Origin of the sequence: Achromobacter sp. NPDC058515, from assembly GCF_042721735.1 — a bacterium.
Taxonomy (GTDB): Bacteria; Pseudomonadota; Gammaproteobacteria; order Burkholderiales; family Burkholderiaceae_B; genus Achromobacter.
This window is the reverse complement of sequence record NZ_JBHXNI010000024.1, coordinates 30,611-45,457: the sequence shown is the minus strand read 5'-3', so window position 1 is coordinate 45,457 and position 14,847 is coordinate 30,611. Positions and strand designations below refer to the sequence as shown.

Below are 14,847 nucleotides of genomic sequence, written 5' to 3'. Positions count from 1 at the left end.
CCTGGGACGGCCCGGCGGCAAAACACAAATACTACGCCACTCAGGCGGCCAGCTTCTTCTGCCAGAACATGGCGCGGCCGGTGGCCTCGTCCAGCGCGTAGCCCTCGAAGCCCTGCTTGCGGTACAGGCCCTGGGCAACCGCGTTGCCTTCCAGCACTTCCAGCGTGATCTTGCAGCAGCCCAGCCGGCGCGCCCGCTCTTCCAGGGCGGACAGCAGGCGCTTGCCCACGCCCTGGCCCTGGAATTTCGCGGCCACGCCCAGGTCGTGCAGGTTGATCAGGGGGCGGCAGGCGAAGGTGGAGAAGCCCTCCAGGTAGATCGCCACGCCGGCGGCCTCGCCGTCGACGCGCGCCAGCAGCGCGTGCGCGGTGGGCCGGCGGGCCAGTTCGGCGATCAGGTTTTGCTGGGCATGGGCGGACAGGGGCGCGTTGCCGCCCATGGGACCGCTGGCGTATTCGTTCAGCATGGCCAGCACCTGGCTGCCGTGTTCGGGGTTGTTGAAGTCGGCGTCGATGATTTCCAGCACGGTCGGTTCCAGGAGGGGTTAGGCCTGCGGCGCAAGGGCCGGTCATGCGCGCGGATTTGCGGCAACCCGACATTATGCGCGCCCCGGATGACACGGCAAAGCGCATTGAAAAATCGGTCCATAACCCCTATCTTCTTGATATTCAAGGCCGAATCCGGCTCCGCCGGGCGCGGCCCCAACCCTAAAGGTGAGCTGGAACATGGAGTTCAAGGACTACTACAGCATTCTCGGGGTGGAGCAGAGCGCGTCTGACGACGAGATCCGGCGCGCCTACCGCAAACTCGCCCGGAAGTATCACCCCGACGTCAGCAAGGAAAGCGACGCCGAGGTCCGCATGCGCGACGTGAACGAGGCCTACGACGTGCTGCGCGACGCGGAAAAGCGCCAGGCCTACGACAACCTGGCGGCGGGCGTATCGCCCGAAGGCGGCTTTCAGCCGCCGCCCGGCTGGGACGAGGGCTTCGAGTTCCATCGCGGCGCGGCGCCCGGCGACGAGGCGCAGTTCAGCGAGTTCTTCTCGTCGCTGTTCGGCGGCCGCGGCCAGCGGCACGGGACGCGGCAACAGGAGTTTCGCGCGCGCGGCGAAGACCATCACGCCGCGATCGAGGTGGACCTGGAAGACGCGCTCCAGGGAGCCACGCGCGACATCAGCCTGCGGTCGATGGAGATGGACGGCCAGGGCCATCCCCATATGCAGACCCGCACGCTCAGCGTGAAGATTCCGGCCGGCGTGCGGGAAGGCCAATACATCCGGCTGGCAGGGCAGGGCATGCCCGGCTATGGCGGCGCCGAAAACGGCGACCTGTACCTGGAAGTGCGCTTCAAGCCGCATCCGCGATACCGCGCCGAAGGCCGCGACCTCTACATGACGCTGCCGGTGGCCCCCTGGGAAGCCGCCCTGGGCGCCAGCGTGAAGGCGCCCACGCCGGGCGGCACGGTCGAGGTGTCCGTGCCGGCGGGATCGGGCAACGGCCGCAAGCTGCGCCTGCGCGGGCGCGGCATCCCGGGGGATCCGCCGGGCGACCTGTATCTGGTGCTGGACCTGGTGCTGCCGCCGGCCGATAGCGAAGCGGCCAAGGCGGCCTACCGGAAACTGCAGCAGGAACTGCCCTTCAACCCGCGGCGCCACTTGGGGGTCTGACCATGAAGAAGATTGTCATCACCAGCGCCACCGTCGTGGGCAAGGCTCAGCCCCTGAGCGCGGACGACCTGGCCCGCGCCTGCGGCGCGGAAGTGGAGTGGGTGGCGCGGCTGGTCGATGTCGGCATCGTCAACGCCAGCGGACGCGGCCCCGCGGAATGGCGCTTCTACAGCGTGGACCTGCAGCGCGCGCTGCATGCGCGCCGCCTGGAGCACGATTTCGGCGCCGGCCTGGACGCCGTGGCGCTCATCCTGGACCTGAGCCAGGAGGTCCGGCGGCTGAAGTCGCAGCTGCGCGCGCTGGGGGCCCTGGACAAGCCGTAACGGGGCGGCCGGGGGTAGGTAAAATGGGCGCCTGCCGCAACACCAATAAGCGAAAAGCACCTTGGAGACTCCCCCCGCCGCCGCGCCCGTTCTGCCCGGCTCCGCGCGCATCGATGGCCTGAAATCCTGCCTGCCCGTGATGATCGGCTACTTCCCGGTGGCCGTGACGTTCGGCATTGCCGGCATCGCCGCCGGGCTGACCCCGCTGCAGGTCATCCTGATCTCCGTGCTGGTCTATGCAGGCGCCAGCCAGTTCCTGCTGCTGGCCTCGATCAAGGCGGGCACGCCCTGGCTGTGGGTGGTGGCGCTGTGCTCCCTGCTCAACGCCCGGCACCTGCTCTACGGGCCGCTCCTGTCGCGCTTTCTGCCCGCCGCGCTGCATGGCCGGCTGAAGGTGGCGTTCCTGCTTACCGATGAAGTCTTCGCCACTGCGTTCAACCGCCTGCAGAGCGTGGCGCCCGACCGGCGCCAGGGGTGGATGATCGCCCTGGGCCTGGGCGCCTGGCTGACCTGGATCGCCGGCACCGCGGTGGGCGTGTACGCGGGCGACGGCCTGGAACGCCACTACCCCATGCTTTCCCGGGTGATGCGCTTTGCCCTGCCGGCGCTGTTCATGGCGCTGGTGTGCCAGAGCGCCAGGCGCGGCATGGGCCTGCCCATCGTGGCCGCCGTGGCGGGCGCCGGGGTAATCGCCGCCCTGGGGCATACCAGCCTGGCCATCCTGGCCGGCGCCGTCATCGGCTGCGCGGCTTATCGCTTGAGGAGGCCCGCATGAACGCCGATGGACTGGGATTCTGGGGCGCGGTGATCGCCATGGCGGTCATCACGTACCTGACCCGCGCGCTGCCTTTCATGCTGTCCGAGCGCAGCCGCCTGCTGCGCCACCTGTCGCGGGAAGGCTCGGCGCTGGCCGCGCTGGGGCCGTCCCTGCTGGCGGGGATCGCGGCGGCGGTGATCGTGCCCGACCTGCTGGACGCGGGCGAGCAGGCCGCCCGCATCGCGCCGTACGTGGGCGGGCTGGTCGTCACGGGCGTGGCGGCGCGCCTGGTCAGCAACACGGGCGTCGCCGTGCTGCTGGGCATGGGCGGATACGGGATATTGCTGGCCTTGGCGGCATAGTGGCCCCAAGGCAAAATGGTCGGACCCCACAGGAGGCCGACCATGCTTACGCTCTACCATGCGCCGCGCTCGCGGTCGTTCCGGATTCTCTGGCTGCTTGAGGAACTGGGCGTGCCTTACGACACCGAGATGGTGTCGATCCGCGGAAGCGACAGCGCGGGCCACATGCCCTCGGACTACATCGACATCCACCCCCACCGCAAGGTGCCGGCGCTGGTGCATGACGGCGTCCCCGTGTTCGAGACGCCCGCCATCGCGCTGTACCTCACCGACCTGTATCCGCAGGCAGGCCTGGGGCCGCTGACGGGCGATCGCCAGCGCGGCCCCTACCTGACCTGGCTGGCCTATTCCACCGGGGTGTTCGAGCCCGCCATGGTCGAGCGCGCCTTCAAGACCCCGCACCAGGCCGCGCTGGGATGGGGCTCGGCGGACGAGGTCGAACAGGTGCTCACCCGGGTGCTGATGGCGCGTCCCTATTTCCTGGGCGACAAGTTCTCCGCCGTGGACATCGTGCTGGGCGGGTCGCTGCAGTACATGATGCAGATGAAGATTGTTCCCGAGACGCCTGTCTTCAGCGCGTATGCCGAGCGCCTGGGCGACCGTCCGGCCATGCACCGCGCCCTGCAGCGGGACGGCGACATCGAAGAGTCATGACGCGCCTCGCCCGGCCTCAGGCTCCCGGATGCGTTCCCGCAGGTGCGCCTGCCATTGCTCGGGGCGGCCCAGATAGCGGCTGGGCTCCAGCAGCGTGCGCACGCCGTCGCGCTCCAGCGCCAGCGTGGGAAAGCCCGTGCCGCCCACCTGGGCCAGCAGCTTGCGGCTGGCCGCGATGTGCGCGGCCGTCTCGGGGCCTGCCGCCGCCGCGTAGGCGGCGCCGAACGCTTCCGTGTCCAGGCCGATCTCCGCCGCCAGCGTCCTGAGCACGGCGGGATCGGCAATGCGCAGGCCCTGCACGTAATGGGCCTGCTGCAGGCGGTGGAGCAGGTCCAGGCCGCGGCCGGCCAGCGTTTGCGCGGCCAGGATGGCGGTGGTGGGCGGCTCGGAATCGAAGACGGCGCCGCTGTCGCGCAGCAGGCCGTCGAAATAGTCCGCGCCGAAGGGCTGGCCCGTCAGGCCGGCGATGCGTTCGTCATGCGGCATGACGTAGCGGCGTAGGGCCTCGGTGACCGGCTGGCGGTTGCCGCCCGTCATCATGCCGCCGCCATGGGGCACGACGGTCAGGCCGGCGATGCCGCGAGCGGCCGCGACGAGCGGCGCGGCGCCATAGCACCAGCCGCAAAGCGGATCAAAGATGTAATGCAGGGTGGGGGTTTGAGTAGCCATGGCGTCATCGTAGACGCGGGCCGGCGCAAGAAACAGCCTGGCGCGGTAGCCAGAGTGTTGCATCGGCCGTGCGGATTGCCCGCACGGCCGCGGAGACGTCAGCCGGCGATCTGCACGCCGATCCAGAACAGGCCGGCCGCCAGCAGCATCGAGGCGGGCAGCGTCAGCACCCAGGCCAGCAGGATGTTGCGCACCGTGTTGCCTTGCAGCCCGGTCTTGTTGGCGATCATCGTGCCGGCCACGCCGGAGGACAGCACATGGGTGGTCGATACCGGCAGGCTGAACACGTTGGCCAAGCCGATGGCGGCCACGGCGGTCACCTGCGCCGACATGCCCTGGGCGTAGGTCATGCCCTGCTTGCCGATCTTCTCGCCCACCGTCAGCACCACGCGGCGCCAGCCGACCATGGTGCCGGCGCCCAGCGCCAGCGCCACCGCCACGATCACCCAGAAGGGCGCGTATTCGGTAGTGGCGGTCAGGTCGGCGCGCAGGCGCTGCAGGTCGGCGCGCTCGCGCGCGGGCAGGCCTTCAATGCGCGCGACCTTCTTGGCGGTATCGTCCAGGCACAGCAGGTAGCGGCGCACGGCCACGCGCTTGTCGGCCGACAGGTCGGAATAGTTGTTCACGCCATGCAGGGCGGTTTGCAGCGCGATGATGGTCGGCACCGTCAGCGCCGGATCGCAACGGAAATTGGCCGGCAGCTCTTCCTGGATATCGATGCGCTTGAGCGCCAGGTAATCGCCCAGCATGGCTTCGTTGCGCTGGTAGAACACCAGCAGGTGGTTGGCCGCGTCGCGGGTGCGTTCGATCTGGTAGGTGGTGCTGTTGGTGTCCAGCACGAAATTCGCGGGCACGATGCCGATCAGCACCAGCATGATCAGGCCGATGCCTTTCTGGCCGTCGTTCGAGCCGTGCACGAAGCTCACGCCCATGGCGGACAGCACCAGCACCAGGCGGTTCCAGAAGGGCGGGTGCTTCTTGTTGTCGATGGCGCGGCGCTGCTCGGGCGTCTTGTGCATCTTCGACAGCGGCAGCCAGCGCTTGAGCGCCAGCAGCAGCCCGCCCGCCACCAGGAAGCCGGCCACAGGCGAGGCGACCAGCGACAGGCCGATATCGATGGCCTTGCCCCAGTTCACCCCTTCGCCCAGCGGCAGGTCGGTGATCAGCGCGTTGGCCAGGCCCACGCCCAGGATCGAGCCGATCAGCGTGTGCGAGCTGGACGCCGGGATGCCGAAGTACCAGGTGCCCAGGTTCCAGGCGATGGCCGCGGCCAGCATGGCGAACACCATGGCCAGCCCGCGGCCGGTGTCCACATTGATCAGCAGTTCGACCGGCAGCAGATGGACGATGGCGTACGCCACCCCCACGCCGCCCAGCAGCACACCGAGGAAATTGAAAATGCCGGACAGCACCACCGCCAGATGCGGGGGCATGGCCTTGGTGTAGATGACCGTCGCCACGGCGTTTGCCGTGTCGTGAAAGCCGTTGATGAATTCGAAGGCCAGGACGAATGTCAGGGCCAGCGCAAGACTGAGGCCAACCCAGAGGTCTAGGCCGTGGAAGAGGTCGAACATGGAGGCGGGGGGCGAGGTTCCGGCGAGAGGTGCCGATTATTGCAGATTTGTGACCTGTCCCCGGTTGCGTTCGGCTACTAGATGCCCCCACGCTTCCCGCGCTTCGTGCGCTCTCTGCCCCGAGGGGGCTCTTTTGTATGGGCCGGACGCTTCGCGGCCTAAAACTTCGAATACTGAAACTCGATCTCCATCGGCTTGCCCAGATTGGCGGCCGTGTCCGCCTGGATCAGCATGACGGCCAGGAGGCCCAGGTACAGCAGGCAGAGCCAGAGCGTTTTCTTCATGGACGGAACACCTCGGCGATTTTCTGGTTCACGCGCAGCCAGCCCAGTTCGCCCAGGTGCTGGACGTCGCGCAGCGTCCCCACTTCGAAGGGGGCGCCGTACATGTCCATGCAGGTCATGGCGTAGCGCCGGCACAGCTCCGCGACCTCGCGCTGGATGGGCTCGAAGCGGTCCAGGTCCTTGAACACCATGGGGTGCAGCGGCTGCATGACAAACAGCGCATTGACGTCCCGCTGGCGCAGCAGCGCCATCAGGGCGGCGAGTTCGCGCAGTTCGTCGCGGCCGGTCAGCGGCTGGGGCAGGTAGGCGGTCTTGCCGCCCTCGGGGATCGTCCGCAGGTATTTGTTGAAGAACTCGTCGCGCACGGCATAGCGGTTGCCGGCCATCAGGGTCTGCTCCGCGCTTTGCGCCTGGCTGGCCAGCGCGTCCCAGTCCACCACCCGGGCGGCGGCGGGCGGGCCCTCGCGTTCCGGCTCGGGGGCGGGCGCGGCAAAGGCCGGCGTCCACAGGTCCACCAGGCGCTGGCGAAGGACATAGGCCTGTTCGGCCGCCATGGACCACAGCACGCCGGCGTCGCCCTTGTCGCCCAGCCAGCGGACGACCTCGGCCCGGCCCTCGGGATGCTTGAGCAGGCGGGGCAGCAGGGGGTTGGCGTGTTCCTTGAATTCGTCCGGGCCCAGCCCGCCGTCGCCGTCGAACCACCCGGGCGACAGCATGACCACCACCCGCGAGGCCGGCGACAGGTCTTCGGCCAGCGCCGCCAGCACCAGCTGCATGCCCAGGGACTGGAAGCCCGAATGGCCATAGGCCAGCACCGGCATCTGCAATTCCTCGGCCAGGTAGCGGTAGGGCACGAACCGCAAGTCGTTGCTGGTCAGTTCCGATGAGCCCAGGATCACCAGGCGGTCCCCGGTGCGCAGCGCCTGGCTCAGCCGGGACAGGTTGCGCGTCTGCTCCTGCAGCGTGTTGCCCAGGTTGGGAATGTAGATGCCCGGCGCGGCGGCCGGAACCGGTCCGGTCTTCAGGGCCAGCGCATGCAGGGCGCCCCAGCCGGCGGCGGCGGCGGCGGACAGGGCCAGCGCCGCGGCCAGCGCATGCTGCCGGAGAGTGCGTTTGAACATGGGGGAACCCGAAAATGCGCGTCATGCCTCTCGCGGGAGGCCTAGATTGTTAGCGGATGTTATCGGCCGTCCATGACCGAAACAAGCGCGGGAAACCCGGGGCCGCGCCCGATTCGCTTTTTTGCCACACGGCGCAGGCCGCCGGCGGCTTGCGCCGCCGCGCTTTCTCGGGGGAAAGAATGCGATAGCATCGTTGTCGCGGGGTTCTTCTGGATTTCCATGATTGACCGCGCCACGAGCCGCTCGCGCGGCGCCCGCCTGTCCACTCCTATCCAGCCGCCCATGACCGCCGTTACCCGTATCGCCCGCAGCCACCCCGATGAACTGATCGTGGGGCTGGTGTCCGTCTCCGACCGCGCCTCGACGGGCGCCTACCAGGACCAGGGCGTGCCCGCGCTGCGCGAATGGCTGGGCGGCGCGCTGGCATCGCCCTGGCAGGCGGTGGAGCGGCTGATCCCCGACGAGCCCGCCCGCATTTCCGAAACGCTGATCGAGCTGGTCGACGCCTGCGGCTGCGACCTCGTCCTGACCACCGGAGGCACCGGTCCGGCCCGGCGCGACGTCACGCCCGAGGCGACGCTGGCGGTCGGCACCAAGGAAATGCCCGGCTTTGGCGAACAGATGCGGCAGATCAGCCTGCGTTTCGTGCCCACGGCCATCCTGTCCCGCCAGGTGGCGGTCATACGCGAAGCCGATGGCCATGCCGCCCTGATCGTGAACCTTCCCGGCCAGCCCAAGTCCATACGCGAGACTTTGGAAGGGCTGAAGGGCGAGGACGGCGCCGTGCTGGTCCCGGGCATCTTCGCCGCCATCCCCTATTGCATCGACCTGATCGGCGGCCCCTACGCCGAAACGTGGCCGGAAGTCATTGCGTCCTTCCGCCCCAAGTCCGCCCGCCGCGCGCCTCAGGCCTAGCGGACCGCTGCGTTATAGTTGGCCGCCCCCATTAATTTCCACCTGTTTGAGAGTCCCATGGTCATGAAGGTTCGCCTCGTTCTGTCCCTTGCCGCGCTGGCCGTCTTGTCGGCATGCGCCAACGTCAAAGACGTGCGCGCCCGCGATCCGGTCTTTTACGGTTCCACCCAGCGCACGGCCGAGGACTACACCCAATGCGTCGCCGACGCCTGGAAGAACATGGGCGTCAACTTCCAGCAAAAGGCGGTGCGCAACGGCTTCGAACTCATCCAGGAAGACAGCCTGGGCGTCGAGGCCGTGCTGTCGACCACCCACTGGAAGGGCAAGACGGAAGTGCGCCTGTCCACGCGCATCGCCCGCCGGGACCAGAGCATCATCGAGCCCGCCAACCTGTGCCTGTAAGCGCCATGCGTCAACGCCGCGACATCCTGCGCCTGGGCCTGGCCGCAGCCGCCGTCTGCCTGGGCCTGCCCGCGCGCGCGCAGCAGGAAGGCTTCATCACCCGCAAGCTCAATGCGCCCGTGCCGGGCGGCGTGGCCGTCTTGAACCTGGGCGACGCCGACCGCGCGCCCGAGGTCGCCTTCCTGGGCCGGCGCGTGCTGGTGGTGCGGGAAGAGGGCAGGCAATGGATCGCGGTGGTCGGCATTCCGCTCACCGTGAAGCCAGGCCGGCAGCAGGCCGAAGTTAAGGACGCGAAGGGCCAGCGCAAGGTGGCCTTCACGGTCGGCTCGAAGGAATACGTGGCGCAGCACATTACGCTGAAGAATCCGCGCCAGGTCGACCCGAATCCGGACGACATGAAGCGCATCGAGCGCGAGATGGCCGAGCAAAGCGCGGCCAACCGCGGCTACCGCGCCGGCGTCACGCCCAGCAATCTGCTGCTGGACCGCCCGGTCAACGGCGGGCGCCTGTCCAGCCCGTTCGGCCTGCGGCGCTTTTTCAACGGCCAGGAGCGCAACCCCCATTCGGGGCTGGACTTCGCCGTGCCCGCGGGCACGCCCATCAAGGCGCCGGCGGCCGGGGTGGTCGTGCTGGTGGGGGATTACTTCTTCAATGGCAAGACGGTGTTCCTGGACCATGGCCAGGGCTTCGTCAGCATGTTCTGCCATATGTCGGCCATCGACGTGAAGGTCGGCGACGAGGTGGCGCGCGGGGGCGTGGTGGGCAAGGTGGGAGCGACGGGCCGGGCGACCGGTCCGCATCTGCACTGGAACGTCAGCCTGAACGACGCGCGGGTCGATCCCGCCATCTTCATCGGGGCGTTCAAGCCCTGATGCGGGGCCCGGGCAGGGCCCCTGCCGCGCTTCAGGCCTGCGCGGCCTGCAGCGCGATCCGGTTCAGCACGTACTGGTGCATGCGTTCCGCGTACTCCATCTGTTGCCGGACATGGAGCTGTCCGGCTTCCTGGTCATCCAGGCAGTTGTCGTATTTGGTCTTGGCTTCGGCGTAGGTCAGGCCGGTATTGCGCAGGCTGTTGATGAACGCCTCGCGCGACTGATTCAGCAGGCGCAGGCCTTCCTCGCCCTTCACGAATCTTCTTCGCGCCAGGGCAAGCTGGTCTGCGGCGGCTTGCAATTCTTCTTTCAGATCCATCTTGCTTCATGCGTATGCCGCCGGGCGTCGCGCCAGGCGGGGAGCCATTCTTTCATGAACAGGCGTTCCACGCATTACGGCATTTCGCGATACGGGCTTAAGGCTCGCGCGAATGGGGGGCAGGGAGCCGGCGCCAGGCCGGCCCTGGAGCCCAGGCTTAACGGCGGTACTGCTGGGGACGATGCGGCGCGGGTGCGCGCTCGTCCTTGTGACGGAAGTTGATGCGGCCCTTGGTCAGGTCGTACGGCGACATTTCCAGGGTGACGCGATCGCCCGCCAGGATGCGGATGCGGTGCTTGCGGATGCGGCCGGAGGCGTAGGCGCCGACTTCGATGCCATTGTCCAGCTTCACGCGGTAGCGGCTATCGGGCAGCACTTCGTCAACGATGCCATCCAATTCGATGAGTTCTTCTTTAGCCATTTTCTACTCCTTGATCAATACGCGCAGCCACGCCGGCGGCATGACGCGCCGCGCAAGGCGGCAAGCGCGTTGGACACAGATAACCAGGTCCAGCGGTGTGAACGTAAAACGCCCGGGCAAGCGCGGGTTAGGGCCACGGCATCCCAAGCGGATGTCTGAAATGACGGATACTCGCGCCGCGAGGGCAGTGAGCGCGCGATGCGCGGCTTGGTCGCGGCCGTGGCGCTATGCGCGCATTGCCGGAAGAAGCGGGTTGGAGCGTCTGCTGCAATGCCGGGCGCCGCGGTTGTTGAGGGTGCGGCGCGCTTGGCAGTGACGGGTTTCGCCCAAAAAAACCGGATGCAGCCTGGATTGCTGGCAGTGCTGCGGCTGACAGCCCGAAGGCTGCTAGCCCCCGCTGGCGGTACAGGTTGGCACACAGAGTGACCGAAGCCCGGTTTTTGCGGAAAAATCACGGACTTATGTTACTTCAAAGCGCGTCGATTAGCCAGTTTTTATCCGCCGCCTGGCCGCGATAGTTGCTGTCGGACGACTCTAGGAGCGCGGGATGCGCGCCTGGTAATCGGCTTCCCAGGCGGCGTTGGCGGACCAGAAGGGGCCCGGCTCACGCCCGGCCAGCCTAGCCGCGAGCACATTCAGGTGGGTGTGCCAGCCGCCCGCCACGTCGACCATGTCGTCCCGGCTGGCGAGCTTGCGGTGCGTCAGCACCAGCAGCGTGCCTTCCTCATGGGGGGACAGTTCAAAAATCACCTCCGAGGGCGCGCCCTGCGATCCGCCCCAGGTGTAGCCCAGCAGGCGGGGCGGCTCGCAGCGGGTGATCAGCCCCTGGGTCGTGACGCCGTCTTCATAGGCCTTGTAGGCCTGGGGCGTCGGCTCGGGCACGGAAGAGAGGTCGGCGTGCAAGAACCGCAGGGTGACGCCGCCGCCTTCGAGCAGCTCCATATCCCCGGTCGCCAGCCAGCGGCCACGTTTGTCCGATTCGGTCAGCCAGGCCCAGACCTCTTCGATGCCGGCGGGCAGCACGCGCGTAAAACGCAGGGAGGTGGGGTCCAGTACGACACCGTGGTCATTCATGTTGATCTCCTGGGGCGTCCGGAGCCGGACGTTTGTTCATTTTCCGTGAGAAAAGGTCAGCGGGGCGATCTGCCGGCTGTGCTCGGGCGCGTCGTCCAGCGCGCCAGGGTGCTGCGGCAGCGTATCGGTGATGTCGAACCACGGCGCCTTGCTGGACACGTGGTAGTGCGCCTCGGGCTTGACGCCCGGGTCGTCGTCCAGCGCGCCCAGCGGCAGGCCGTAGACGTCGGGCGTCTGGTCGAAGCGGCTGAGCAGGGGCGTGCCGCAGGCCTCGCAAAAGCCCCGGTAGCTGCCGGGCGACGAGGCATACCAGGTGACGTGATTTTCCCCGCGAGTCCAGGCGAAGTCCTTGGCTTGGACGGTTGCCCGGCTGCGGAAGGCCGCGCCATGCGTCTTGCGGCACATGACGCAATGGCAATTGAGGGCGTTGGTAAGCGGACCGTTGATCTCGTACGCAATGCGGCCGCACAGGCAGGAACCTTTGATCATGATGAGCGCCAGGCGAGTGAGGGGAATAGTTTGAATATACCCGTGGCGCCGTTCGGGCGAGCCGCCTTTTTTATGACGAAGTTCTTTCAGTCCGGTCCCGTGTCCCTATTTTCCGCCAAATGTTTCGATCCTCGGGTCATCTCGCTGTCATGCCGCGAAAACAGAATGCGGCAATGAACACATCCAAGGGGATCCAACGATGACTTACGCCATCGAAGTACAAGGGCTCTGCAAAACGTTCCGCGCCGGCGCCAAGGCGCTGGACGGCGTCAACCTGCAGGTCGCCGACGGCGAGATGGTCGCGCTGCTCGGCGCTTCGGGTTCCGGCAAGTCCACGCTGCTGCGCCACCTGGCGGGCTTCGTGGCCGGCGACCCGGGCGCCGGCAGCGTGACCGTCAATGGCCAGTTGATCCAGCGCCATGGCCGCTTGAGCCGCAACGTGCGCGGCGCGCGGGCCGGCATCGGCTTCGTGTTTCAGCAGTTCAACCTGGTGGGCCGCCTGCCGGTCATCACCAACGTGCTGACCGGCATGCTGCCGCGGGTGCCGCTGTGGCGCAGCCTGACGCGCTGGTTCCTGCGCGACGAGGTGCGCCAGGGCCTGGACGCGCTTGCCCAGGTTGGTATAGACGACTATGCATTTCAGCGCGCCTCCACGCTGTCCGGCGGCCAGCAGCAGCGGGCGGCGATTGCCCGCACCCTGGTGCAGAACGCCCGCGTCATCCTGGCCGACGAGCCCATCGCCTCGCTGGACCCCGAATCGTCGCGCCGCGTGATGGATACGCTGGCCCAGATCAACCGCAGCCGCAAGGTGGCGGTCGTGGTGTCGCTGCACCAGGTGGACGTGGCGCTGCGCTATTGCCCGCGCGTGGTGGCGCTGCGCCACGGCAAGGTGGTCTACGACGGCCCCTCCGCCGACCTGACGCCTTCCATGCTGCGCGACCTGTATGGCTCCGAATTGAGCGAGCTGCTCCCCGAATACGCGCCGCAAGCCCCGGCCATGCCGGGAGTGGCGTCGCTGTCCCAACTGGCGCAAGCCGCCTGAATCCTGGCCCCACCCTTCCCCGGAGCTTTCCATGCTACGCAGAACTTTCTTCACCCTGATCGCCGCCGCGGCCCTTACCGCCCAGGCCTACGCGCAGGACGCCAAGACGCTGAACTTCGGCATCATCTCGACCGAGTCGTCCACCAACCTGAAGTCCGTCTGGCAGCCCGTCATCGACGACCTGAGCCGCTCGATCGGCGTGCCGGTCAAACCGTTCTTCGCCTCCGACTATGCCGGCATCATCGAAGGCATGCGCTTTAACAAGGTGCAGATGGGCTGGTTCGGCAACAAGTCGGCCATCGAGGCCGTGGACCGCGCCAAGGGCGAGGTGTTCGCCTCGGTCATCGACAAGGACGGCAACCCCGGCTACTGGTCGCTCCTGATCGTCAACAAGGACAGCAACCTGAAGACGCTGGACGATGTGCTGAAGAACGGCGCCAAGCTGAGCTACGGCGCGGGCGATCCCAATTCCACGTCCGGCACCGCCGTCCCCGGCTACTACCTGTGGGCCGCCAACAAGATCGAACCCAAGACCTTCTTCAAGACGGTGCGCGCCAGCAACCACGAAGCCAATCTGCTGTCGGTCATCAACAAGCAGGTGGACGTGGCCGTCAACAACACCGAGGCGCTGGAGCGCTACCGCCTGAGCACCGGCCGCGACGCCAACGACAGCGTGCGCGTGCTGTGGAAGTCGCCGCTGATTCCGGCTGATCCGCTGGTCGTGCGCAGCGATCTGCCGGCCGACCTGAAGGCCAAGATCCGCGACTTCTTCATCAACTACGGCAAGGGCAAGGACGGCGAGCGCGAACTGGCGAACCTGAAGGCGCTGACCTACCAGGGCTTCCGCCCGTCCGACAACCAGCAGCTGGTGCCCATCCGCCAGATCGAGCTGGCGCGCGAAAAGGCCAAGGTCGAGGCCGACTCCACCTTGGGCCTGGCCGAAAAGCAGAAGCAGCTGGCCGACCTGGACAGCAAGCTGGCCAGCCTGGGCCAGCCGGCCGTCGCCAAGCAGTAAGCCTTGCCGCAGCAGGCCGGCGCGTCAGCGGACGCGCCGGCCTTTACTCAAAGCACTTTCCCTAGCGGATCTCCATTGAAAATGAATCTGGCCACGCACTCTTCCCGCCTGCCCGCCGCGCCGCGCTCGTCGCTGCCGGTCCTTCTCGTCTGGGCCGTGGTGCTGGCGCTGCTTGTCATGTCGTGGCAAGGCGCCGACATGCGGCCGATGGACCTGCTGCGCGACTCGGGCAACATGGCCCAGTTCGCGGCCGACTTCTTTCCGCCCAACTTCCGCGACTGGCGCATGTACCTGGACGAGATGATCGTCACGGTGCAGATCGCGGTTTGGGGCACGTTCCTGGCCATCGTGGTGGCGGTGCCGCTAGGCCTCTTGTGCTCGTCGAACATGGTGCCCGCCTGGGTCTACCAGCCGATGCGTCGCCTGATGGACGCGTGCCGCGCCATCAATGAAATGGTGTTCGCGATGCTGTTCATCGTGGCGGTCGGCCTGGGGCCCTTCGCCGGCGTGCTGGCCCTGTGGGTCCACACGACGGGCGTGCTTGCCAAGCTGTTTTCGGAAGCCGTCGAGGCGATCGATCCGCGCCCGGTGGAAGGCGTGCGCGCGACCGGCGCGAATGCGCTGGAGGAAATCGTCTACGGGGTGATCCCGCAGGTGCTGCCGCTGTGGATCTCGTACTCGCTGTACCGGTTCGAGTCGAATGTGCGGTCGGCCTCGGTCGTCGGCATCGTCGGAGCCGGCGGCATCGGGACCGTGCTGTGGGAGATCATCCGCAGCTTCCGCTACGCCGAAACCTGCGCGGTGATGATCATCATCGTGGCCTTCGTGGTGATGATCGACATGGTGTCTTCGCGGATCCGCAGCGCGCTGATCTGAGGACGCGGGGC

At 67.5% G+C, this 14,847-nt stretch carries 20 protein-coding genes; 11 read left to right on the top strand and 9 right to left on the bottom strand.

What is annotated here, in order from left to right; all coding sequences use genetic code 11:
- Positions 1-40 precede the first annotated feature (40 nt).
- Positions 41-526, bottom strand: coding sequence for a GNAT family N-acetyltransferase (locus ACFWP0_RS28375; protein ID WP_377847943.1), 486 nt, complete (start codon positions 524-526; stop codon positions 41-43).
- A gap of 199 nt (positions 527-725) precedes the next feature.
- Between ACFWP0_RS28375 and ACFWP0_RS28370 the strand changes: the two genes are divergently transcribed.
- The 5 genes from ACFWP0_RS28370 to ACFWP0_RS28350 all read left to right on the top strand — a co-directional run bounded on the left by ACFWP0_RS28370 (position 726) and on the right by ACFWP0_RS28350 (position 3,763).
- Positions 726-1,667 (top strand): DnaJ C-terminal domain-containing protein, encoded by a 942-nt coding sequence (locus ACFWP0_RS28370; RefSeq protein ID WP_377847942.1) that lies wholly within the window; start codon positions 726-728, stop codon positions 1,665-1,667.
- A gap of 2 nt (positions 1,668-1,669) precedes the next feature.
- Entirely contained in the window at positions 1,670-1,990 is a 321-nt protein-coding gene (locus tag ACFWP0_RS28365) for a chaperone modulator CbpM (RefSeq protein ID WP_377847940.1), read from the top strand.
- A gap of 61 nt (positions 1,991-2,051) precedes the next feature.
- Positions 2,052-2,765, top strand: coding sequence for an AzlC family ABC transporter permease (locus tag ACFWP0_RS28360; protein WP_377847938.1), 714 nt, complete (start codon positions 2,052-2,054; stop codon positions 2,763-2,765).
- Positions 2,762-3,109, top strand: a complete 348-nt coding sequence (locus ACFWP0_RS28355) for an AzlD domain-containing protein (protein WP_377847937.1) — start codon at positions 2,762-2,764, stop codon at positions 3,107-3,109. The genes ACFWP0_RS28360 and ACFWP0_RS28355 overlap by 4 nt, the downstream gene beginning before the upstream one ends.
- A gap of 42 nt (positions 3,110-3,151) precedes the next feature.
- The gene (locus ACFWP0_RS28350) at positions 3,152-3,763 is read left to right on the top strand and encodes a glutathione S-transferase family protein (protein ID WP_377847935.1); all 612 of its coding nucleotides are present in this window, start codon (positions 3,152-3,154) and stop codon (positions 3,761-3,763) included.
- Here ACFWP0_RS28350 and ACFWP0_RS28345 read toward each other — a convergent pair.
- From ACFWP0_RS28345 to ACFWP0_RS28330, 4 genes are all read right to left on the bottom strand, one after another.
- A complete protein-coding gene (locus ACFWP0_RS28345) occupies positions 3,758-4,432 on the bottom strand; it encodes a DsbA family protein (RefSeq protein ID WP_377847934.1) in 675 nt (224 codons plus the stop codon). The two genes, ACFWP0_RS28350 and ACFWP0_RS28345, sit on opposite strands and share 6 nt — an antisense overlap.
- Positions 4,433-4,530: 98 nt before the next feature.
- On the bottom strand, positions 4,531-6,006 hold the full coding sequence (locus tag ACFWP0_RS28340; protein ID WP_377847932.1) for an inorganic phosphate transporter: 1,476 nt from the start codon (positions 6,004-6,006) through the stop codon (positions 4,531-4,533).
- A gap of 158 nt (positions 6,007-6,164) precedes the next feature.
- Complete coding sequence (locus tag ACFWP0_RS28335; RefSeq protein WP_377847930.1) at positions 6,165-6,290, bottom strand: hypothetical protein; 126 nt, start codon at positions 6,288-6,290, stop codon at positions 6,165-6,167.
- Positions 6,287-7,411 carry a D-alanyl-lipoteichoic acid biosynthesis protein DltD gene (locus tag ACFWP0_RS28330; protein ID WP_377847929.1) on the bottom strand — a complete coding sequence of 375 codons (1,125 nt, stop codon included), beginning with the start codon at positions 7,409-7,411 and terminating at the stop codon, positions 6,287-6,289. Before ACFWP0_RS28330 ends, ACFWP0_RS28335 begins: the two co-directional genes overlap by 4 nt.
- 282 nt (positions 7,412-7,693) lie before the next feature.
- Here ACFWP0_RS28330 and mog point away from each other — a divergent pair, with 282 nt between their 5' ends.
- The 3 genes from mog (at position 7,694) to ACFWP0_RS28315 (ending at position 9,600) form a co-directional block, all read left to right on the top strand.
- Positions 7,694-8,326 (top strand): molybdopterin adenylyltransferase, encoded by a 633-nt coding sequence (mog, locus tag ACFWP0_RS28325; RefSeq protein ID WP_377847972.1) that lies wholly within the window; start codon positions 7,694-7,696, stop codon positions 8,324-8,326.
- A gap of 63 nt (positions 8,327-8,389) precedes the next feature.
- Positions 8,390-8,728 (top strand): hypothetical protein, encoded by a 339-nt coding sequence (locus ACFWP0_RS28320; protein WP_377847971.1) that lies wholly within the window; start codon positions 8,390-8,392, stop codon positions 8,726-8,728.
- A 5-nt stretch (positions 8,729-8,733) separates the two neighbouring features.
- Complete coding sequence (locus ACFWP0_RS28315) at positions 8,734-9,600, top strand: peptidoglycan DD-metalloendopeptidase family protein (RefSeq protein ID WP_377847927.1); 867 nt, start codon at positions 8,734-8,736, stop codon at positions 9,598-9,600.
- Positions 9,601-9,631: 31 nt separating this feature from the next.
- Here ACFWP0_RS28315 and ACFWP0_RS28310 read toward each other — a convergent pair whose 3' ends face one another.
- The 4 genes from ACFWP0_RS28310 to ACFWP0_RS28295 all read right to left on the bottom strand — a co-directional run bounded on the left by ACFWP0_RS28310 (position 9,632) and on the right by ACFWP0_RS28295 (position 11,903).
- The gene (locus ACFWP0_RS28310) at positions 9,632-9,919 is read right to left on the bottom strand and encodes a hypothetical protein (RefSeq protein ID WP_377847926.1); all 288 of its coding nucleotides are present in this window, start codon (positions 9,917-9,919) and stop codon (positions 9,632-9,634) included.
- A gap of 157 nt (positions 9,920-10,076) precedes the next feature.
- The gene (gene infA, locus ACFWP0_RS28305; RefSeq protein WP_006221179.1) at positions 10,077-10,340 is read right to left on the bottom strand and encodes a translation initiation factor IF-1; all 264 of its coding nucleotides are present in this window, start codon (positions 10,338-10,340) and stop codon (positions 10,077-10,079) included.
- Positions 10,341-10,874: 534 nt separating this feature from the next.
- Positions 10,875-11,414 (bottom strand): SRPBCC family protein, encoded by a 540-nt coding sequence (locus ACFWP0_RS28300; protein WP_377847924.1) that lies wholly within the window; start codon positions 11,412-11,414, stop codon positions 10,875-10,877.
- A 36-nt stretch (positions 11,415-11,450) separates the two neighbouring features.
- Positions 11,451-11,903, bottom strand: coding sequence for a GFA family protein (locus tag ACFWP0_RS28295; RefSeq protein ID WP_377847923.1), 453 nt, complete (start codon positions 11,901-11,903; stop codon positions 11,451-11,453).
- 199 nt (positions 11,904-12,102) lie between these two features.
- Here ACFWP0_RS28295 and phnC point away from each other — a divergent pair, with 199 nt between their 5' ends.
- The 3 genes from phnC (at position 12,103) to phnE (ending at position 14,836) form a co-directional block, all read left to right on the top strand.
- Positions 12,103-12,945 (top strand): phosphonate ABC transporter ATP-binding protein, encoded by an 843-nt coding sequence (gene phnC / locus ACFWP0_RS28290; RefSeq protein ID WP_377847921.1) that lies wholly within the window; start codon positions 12,103-12,105, stop codon positions 12,943-12,945.
- Positions 12,946-12,976: 31 nt separating this feature from the next.
- A complete protein-coding gene (phnD, locus tag ACFWP0_RS28285; RefSeq protein ID WP_377847920.1) occupies positions 12,977-13,960 on the top strand; it encodes a phosphonate ABC transporter substrate-binding protein in 984 nt (327 codons plus the stop codon).
- Between the two features lie 81 nt (positions 13,961-14,041).
- Positions 14,042-14,836, top strand: coding sequence for a phosphonate ABC transporter, permease protein PhnE (gene phnE, locus ACFWP0_RS28280; RefSeq protein WP_377847969.1), 795 nt, complete (start codon positions 14,042-14,044; stop codon positions 14,834-14,836).
- Positions 14,837-14,847 lie beyond the last annotated feature (11 nt).

Bases quoted from the DNA above. Each gene is read 5' to 3' on its own strand.
- phnD (WP_377847920.1), top strand. From the start codon at position 12,977: ATGCTACGCAGAACTTTCTTCACCCTGATCGCCGCCGCGGCCCTTACC.
- ACFWP0_RS28365 (WP_377847940.1), top strand. From the start codon at position 1,670: ATGAAGAAGATTGTCATCACCAGCGCCACCGTCGTGGGCAAGGCTCAG.
- ACFWP0_RS28350 (WP_377847935.1), top strand. From the start codon at position 3,152: ATGCTTACGCTCTACCATGCGCCGCGCTCGCGGTCGTTCCGGATTCTC.
- ACFWP0_RS28300 (WP_377847924.1), bottom strand. From the start codon at position 11,414: ATGAATGACCACGGTGTCGTACTGGACCCCACCTCCCTGCGTTTTACG.
- ACFWP0_RS28295 (WP_377847923.1), bottom strand. From the start codon at position 11,903: ATGATCAAAGGTTCCTGCCTGTGCGGCCGCATTGCGTACGAGATCAAC.
- infA (WP_006221179.1), bottom strand. From the start codon at position 10,340: ATGGCTAAAGAAGAACTCATCGAATTGGATGGCATCGTTGACGAAGTG.
- ACFWP0_RS28355 (WP_377847937.1), top strand. From the start codon at position 2,762: ATGAACGCCGATGGACTGGGATTCTGGGGCGCGGTGATCGCCATGGCG.
- ACFWP0_RS28330 (WP_377847929.1), bottom strand. From the start codon at position 7,411: ATGTTCAAACGCACTCTCCGGCAGCATGCGCTGGCCGCGGCGCTGGCC.
- ACFWP0_RS28310 (WP_377847926.1), bottom strand. From the start codon at position 9,919: ATGGATCTGAAAGAAGAATTGCAAGCCGCCGCAGACCAGCTTGCCCTG.
- ACFWP0_RS28335 (WP_377847930.1), bottom strand. From the start codon at position 6,290: ATGAAGAAAACGCTCTGGCTCTGCCTGCTGTACCTGGGCCTCCTGGCC.
- ACFWP0_RS28315 (WP_377847927.1), top strand. From the start codon at position 8,734: ATGCGTCAACGCCGCGACATCCTGCGCCTGGGCCTGGCCGCAGCCGCC.
- phnE (WP_377847969.1), top strand. From the start codon at position 14,042: ATGAATCTGGCCACGCACTCTTCCCGCCTGCCCGCCGCGCCGCGCTCG.
- ACFWP0_RS28320 (WP_377847971.1), top strand. From the start codon at position 8,390: ATGAAGGTTCGCCTCGTTCTGTCCCTTGCCGCGCTGGCCGTCTTGTCG.
- phnC (WP_377847921.1), top strand. From the start codon at position 12,103: ATGACTTACGCCATCGAAGTACAAGGGCTCTGCAAAACGTTCCGCGCC.
- mog (WP_377847972.1), top strand. From the start codon at position 7,694: ATGACCGCCGTTACCCGTATCGCCCGCAGCCACCCCGATGAACTGATC.
- ACFWP0_RS28345 (WP_377847934.1), bottom strand. From the start codon at position 4,432: ATGGCTACTCAAACCCCCACCCTGCATTACATCTTTGATCCGCTTTGC.
- ACFWP0_RS28340 (WP_377847932.1), bottom strand. From the start codon at position 6,006: ATGTTCGACCTCTTCCACGGCCTAGACCTCTGGGTTGGCCTCAGTCTT.
- ACFWP0_RS28370 (WP_377847942.1), top strand. From the start codon at position 726: ATGGAGTTCAAGGACTACTACAGCATTCTCGGGGTGGAGCAGAGCGCG.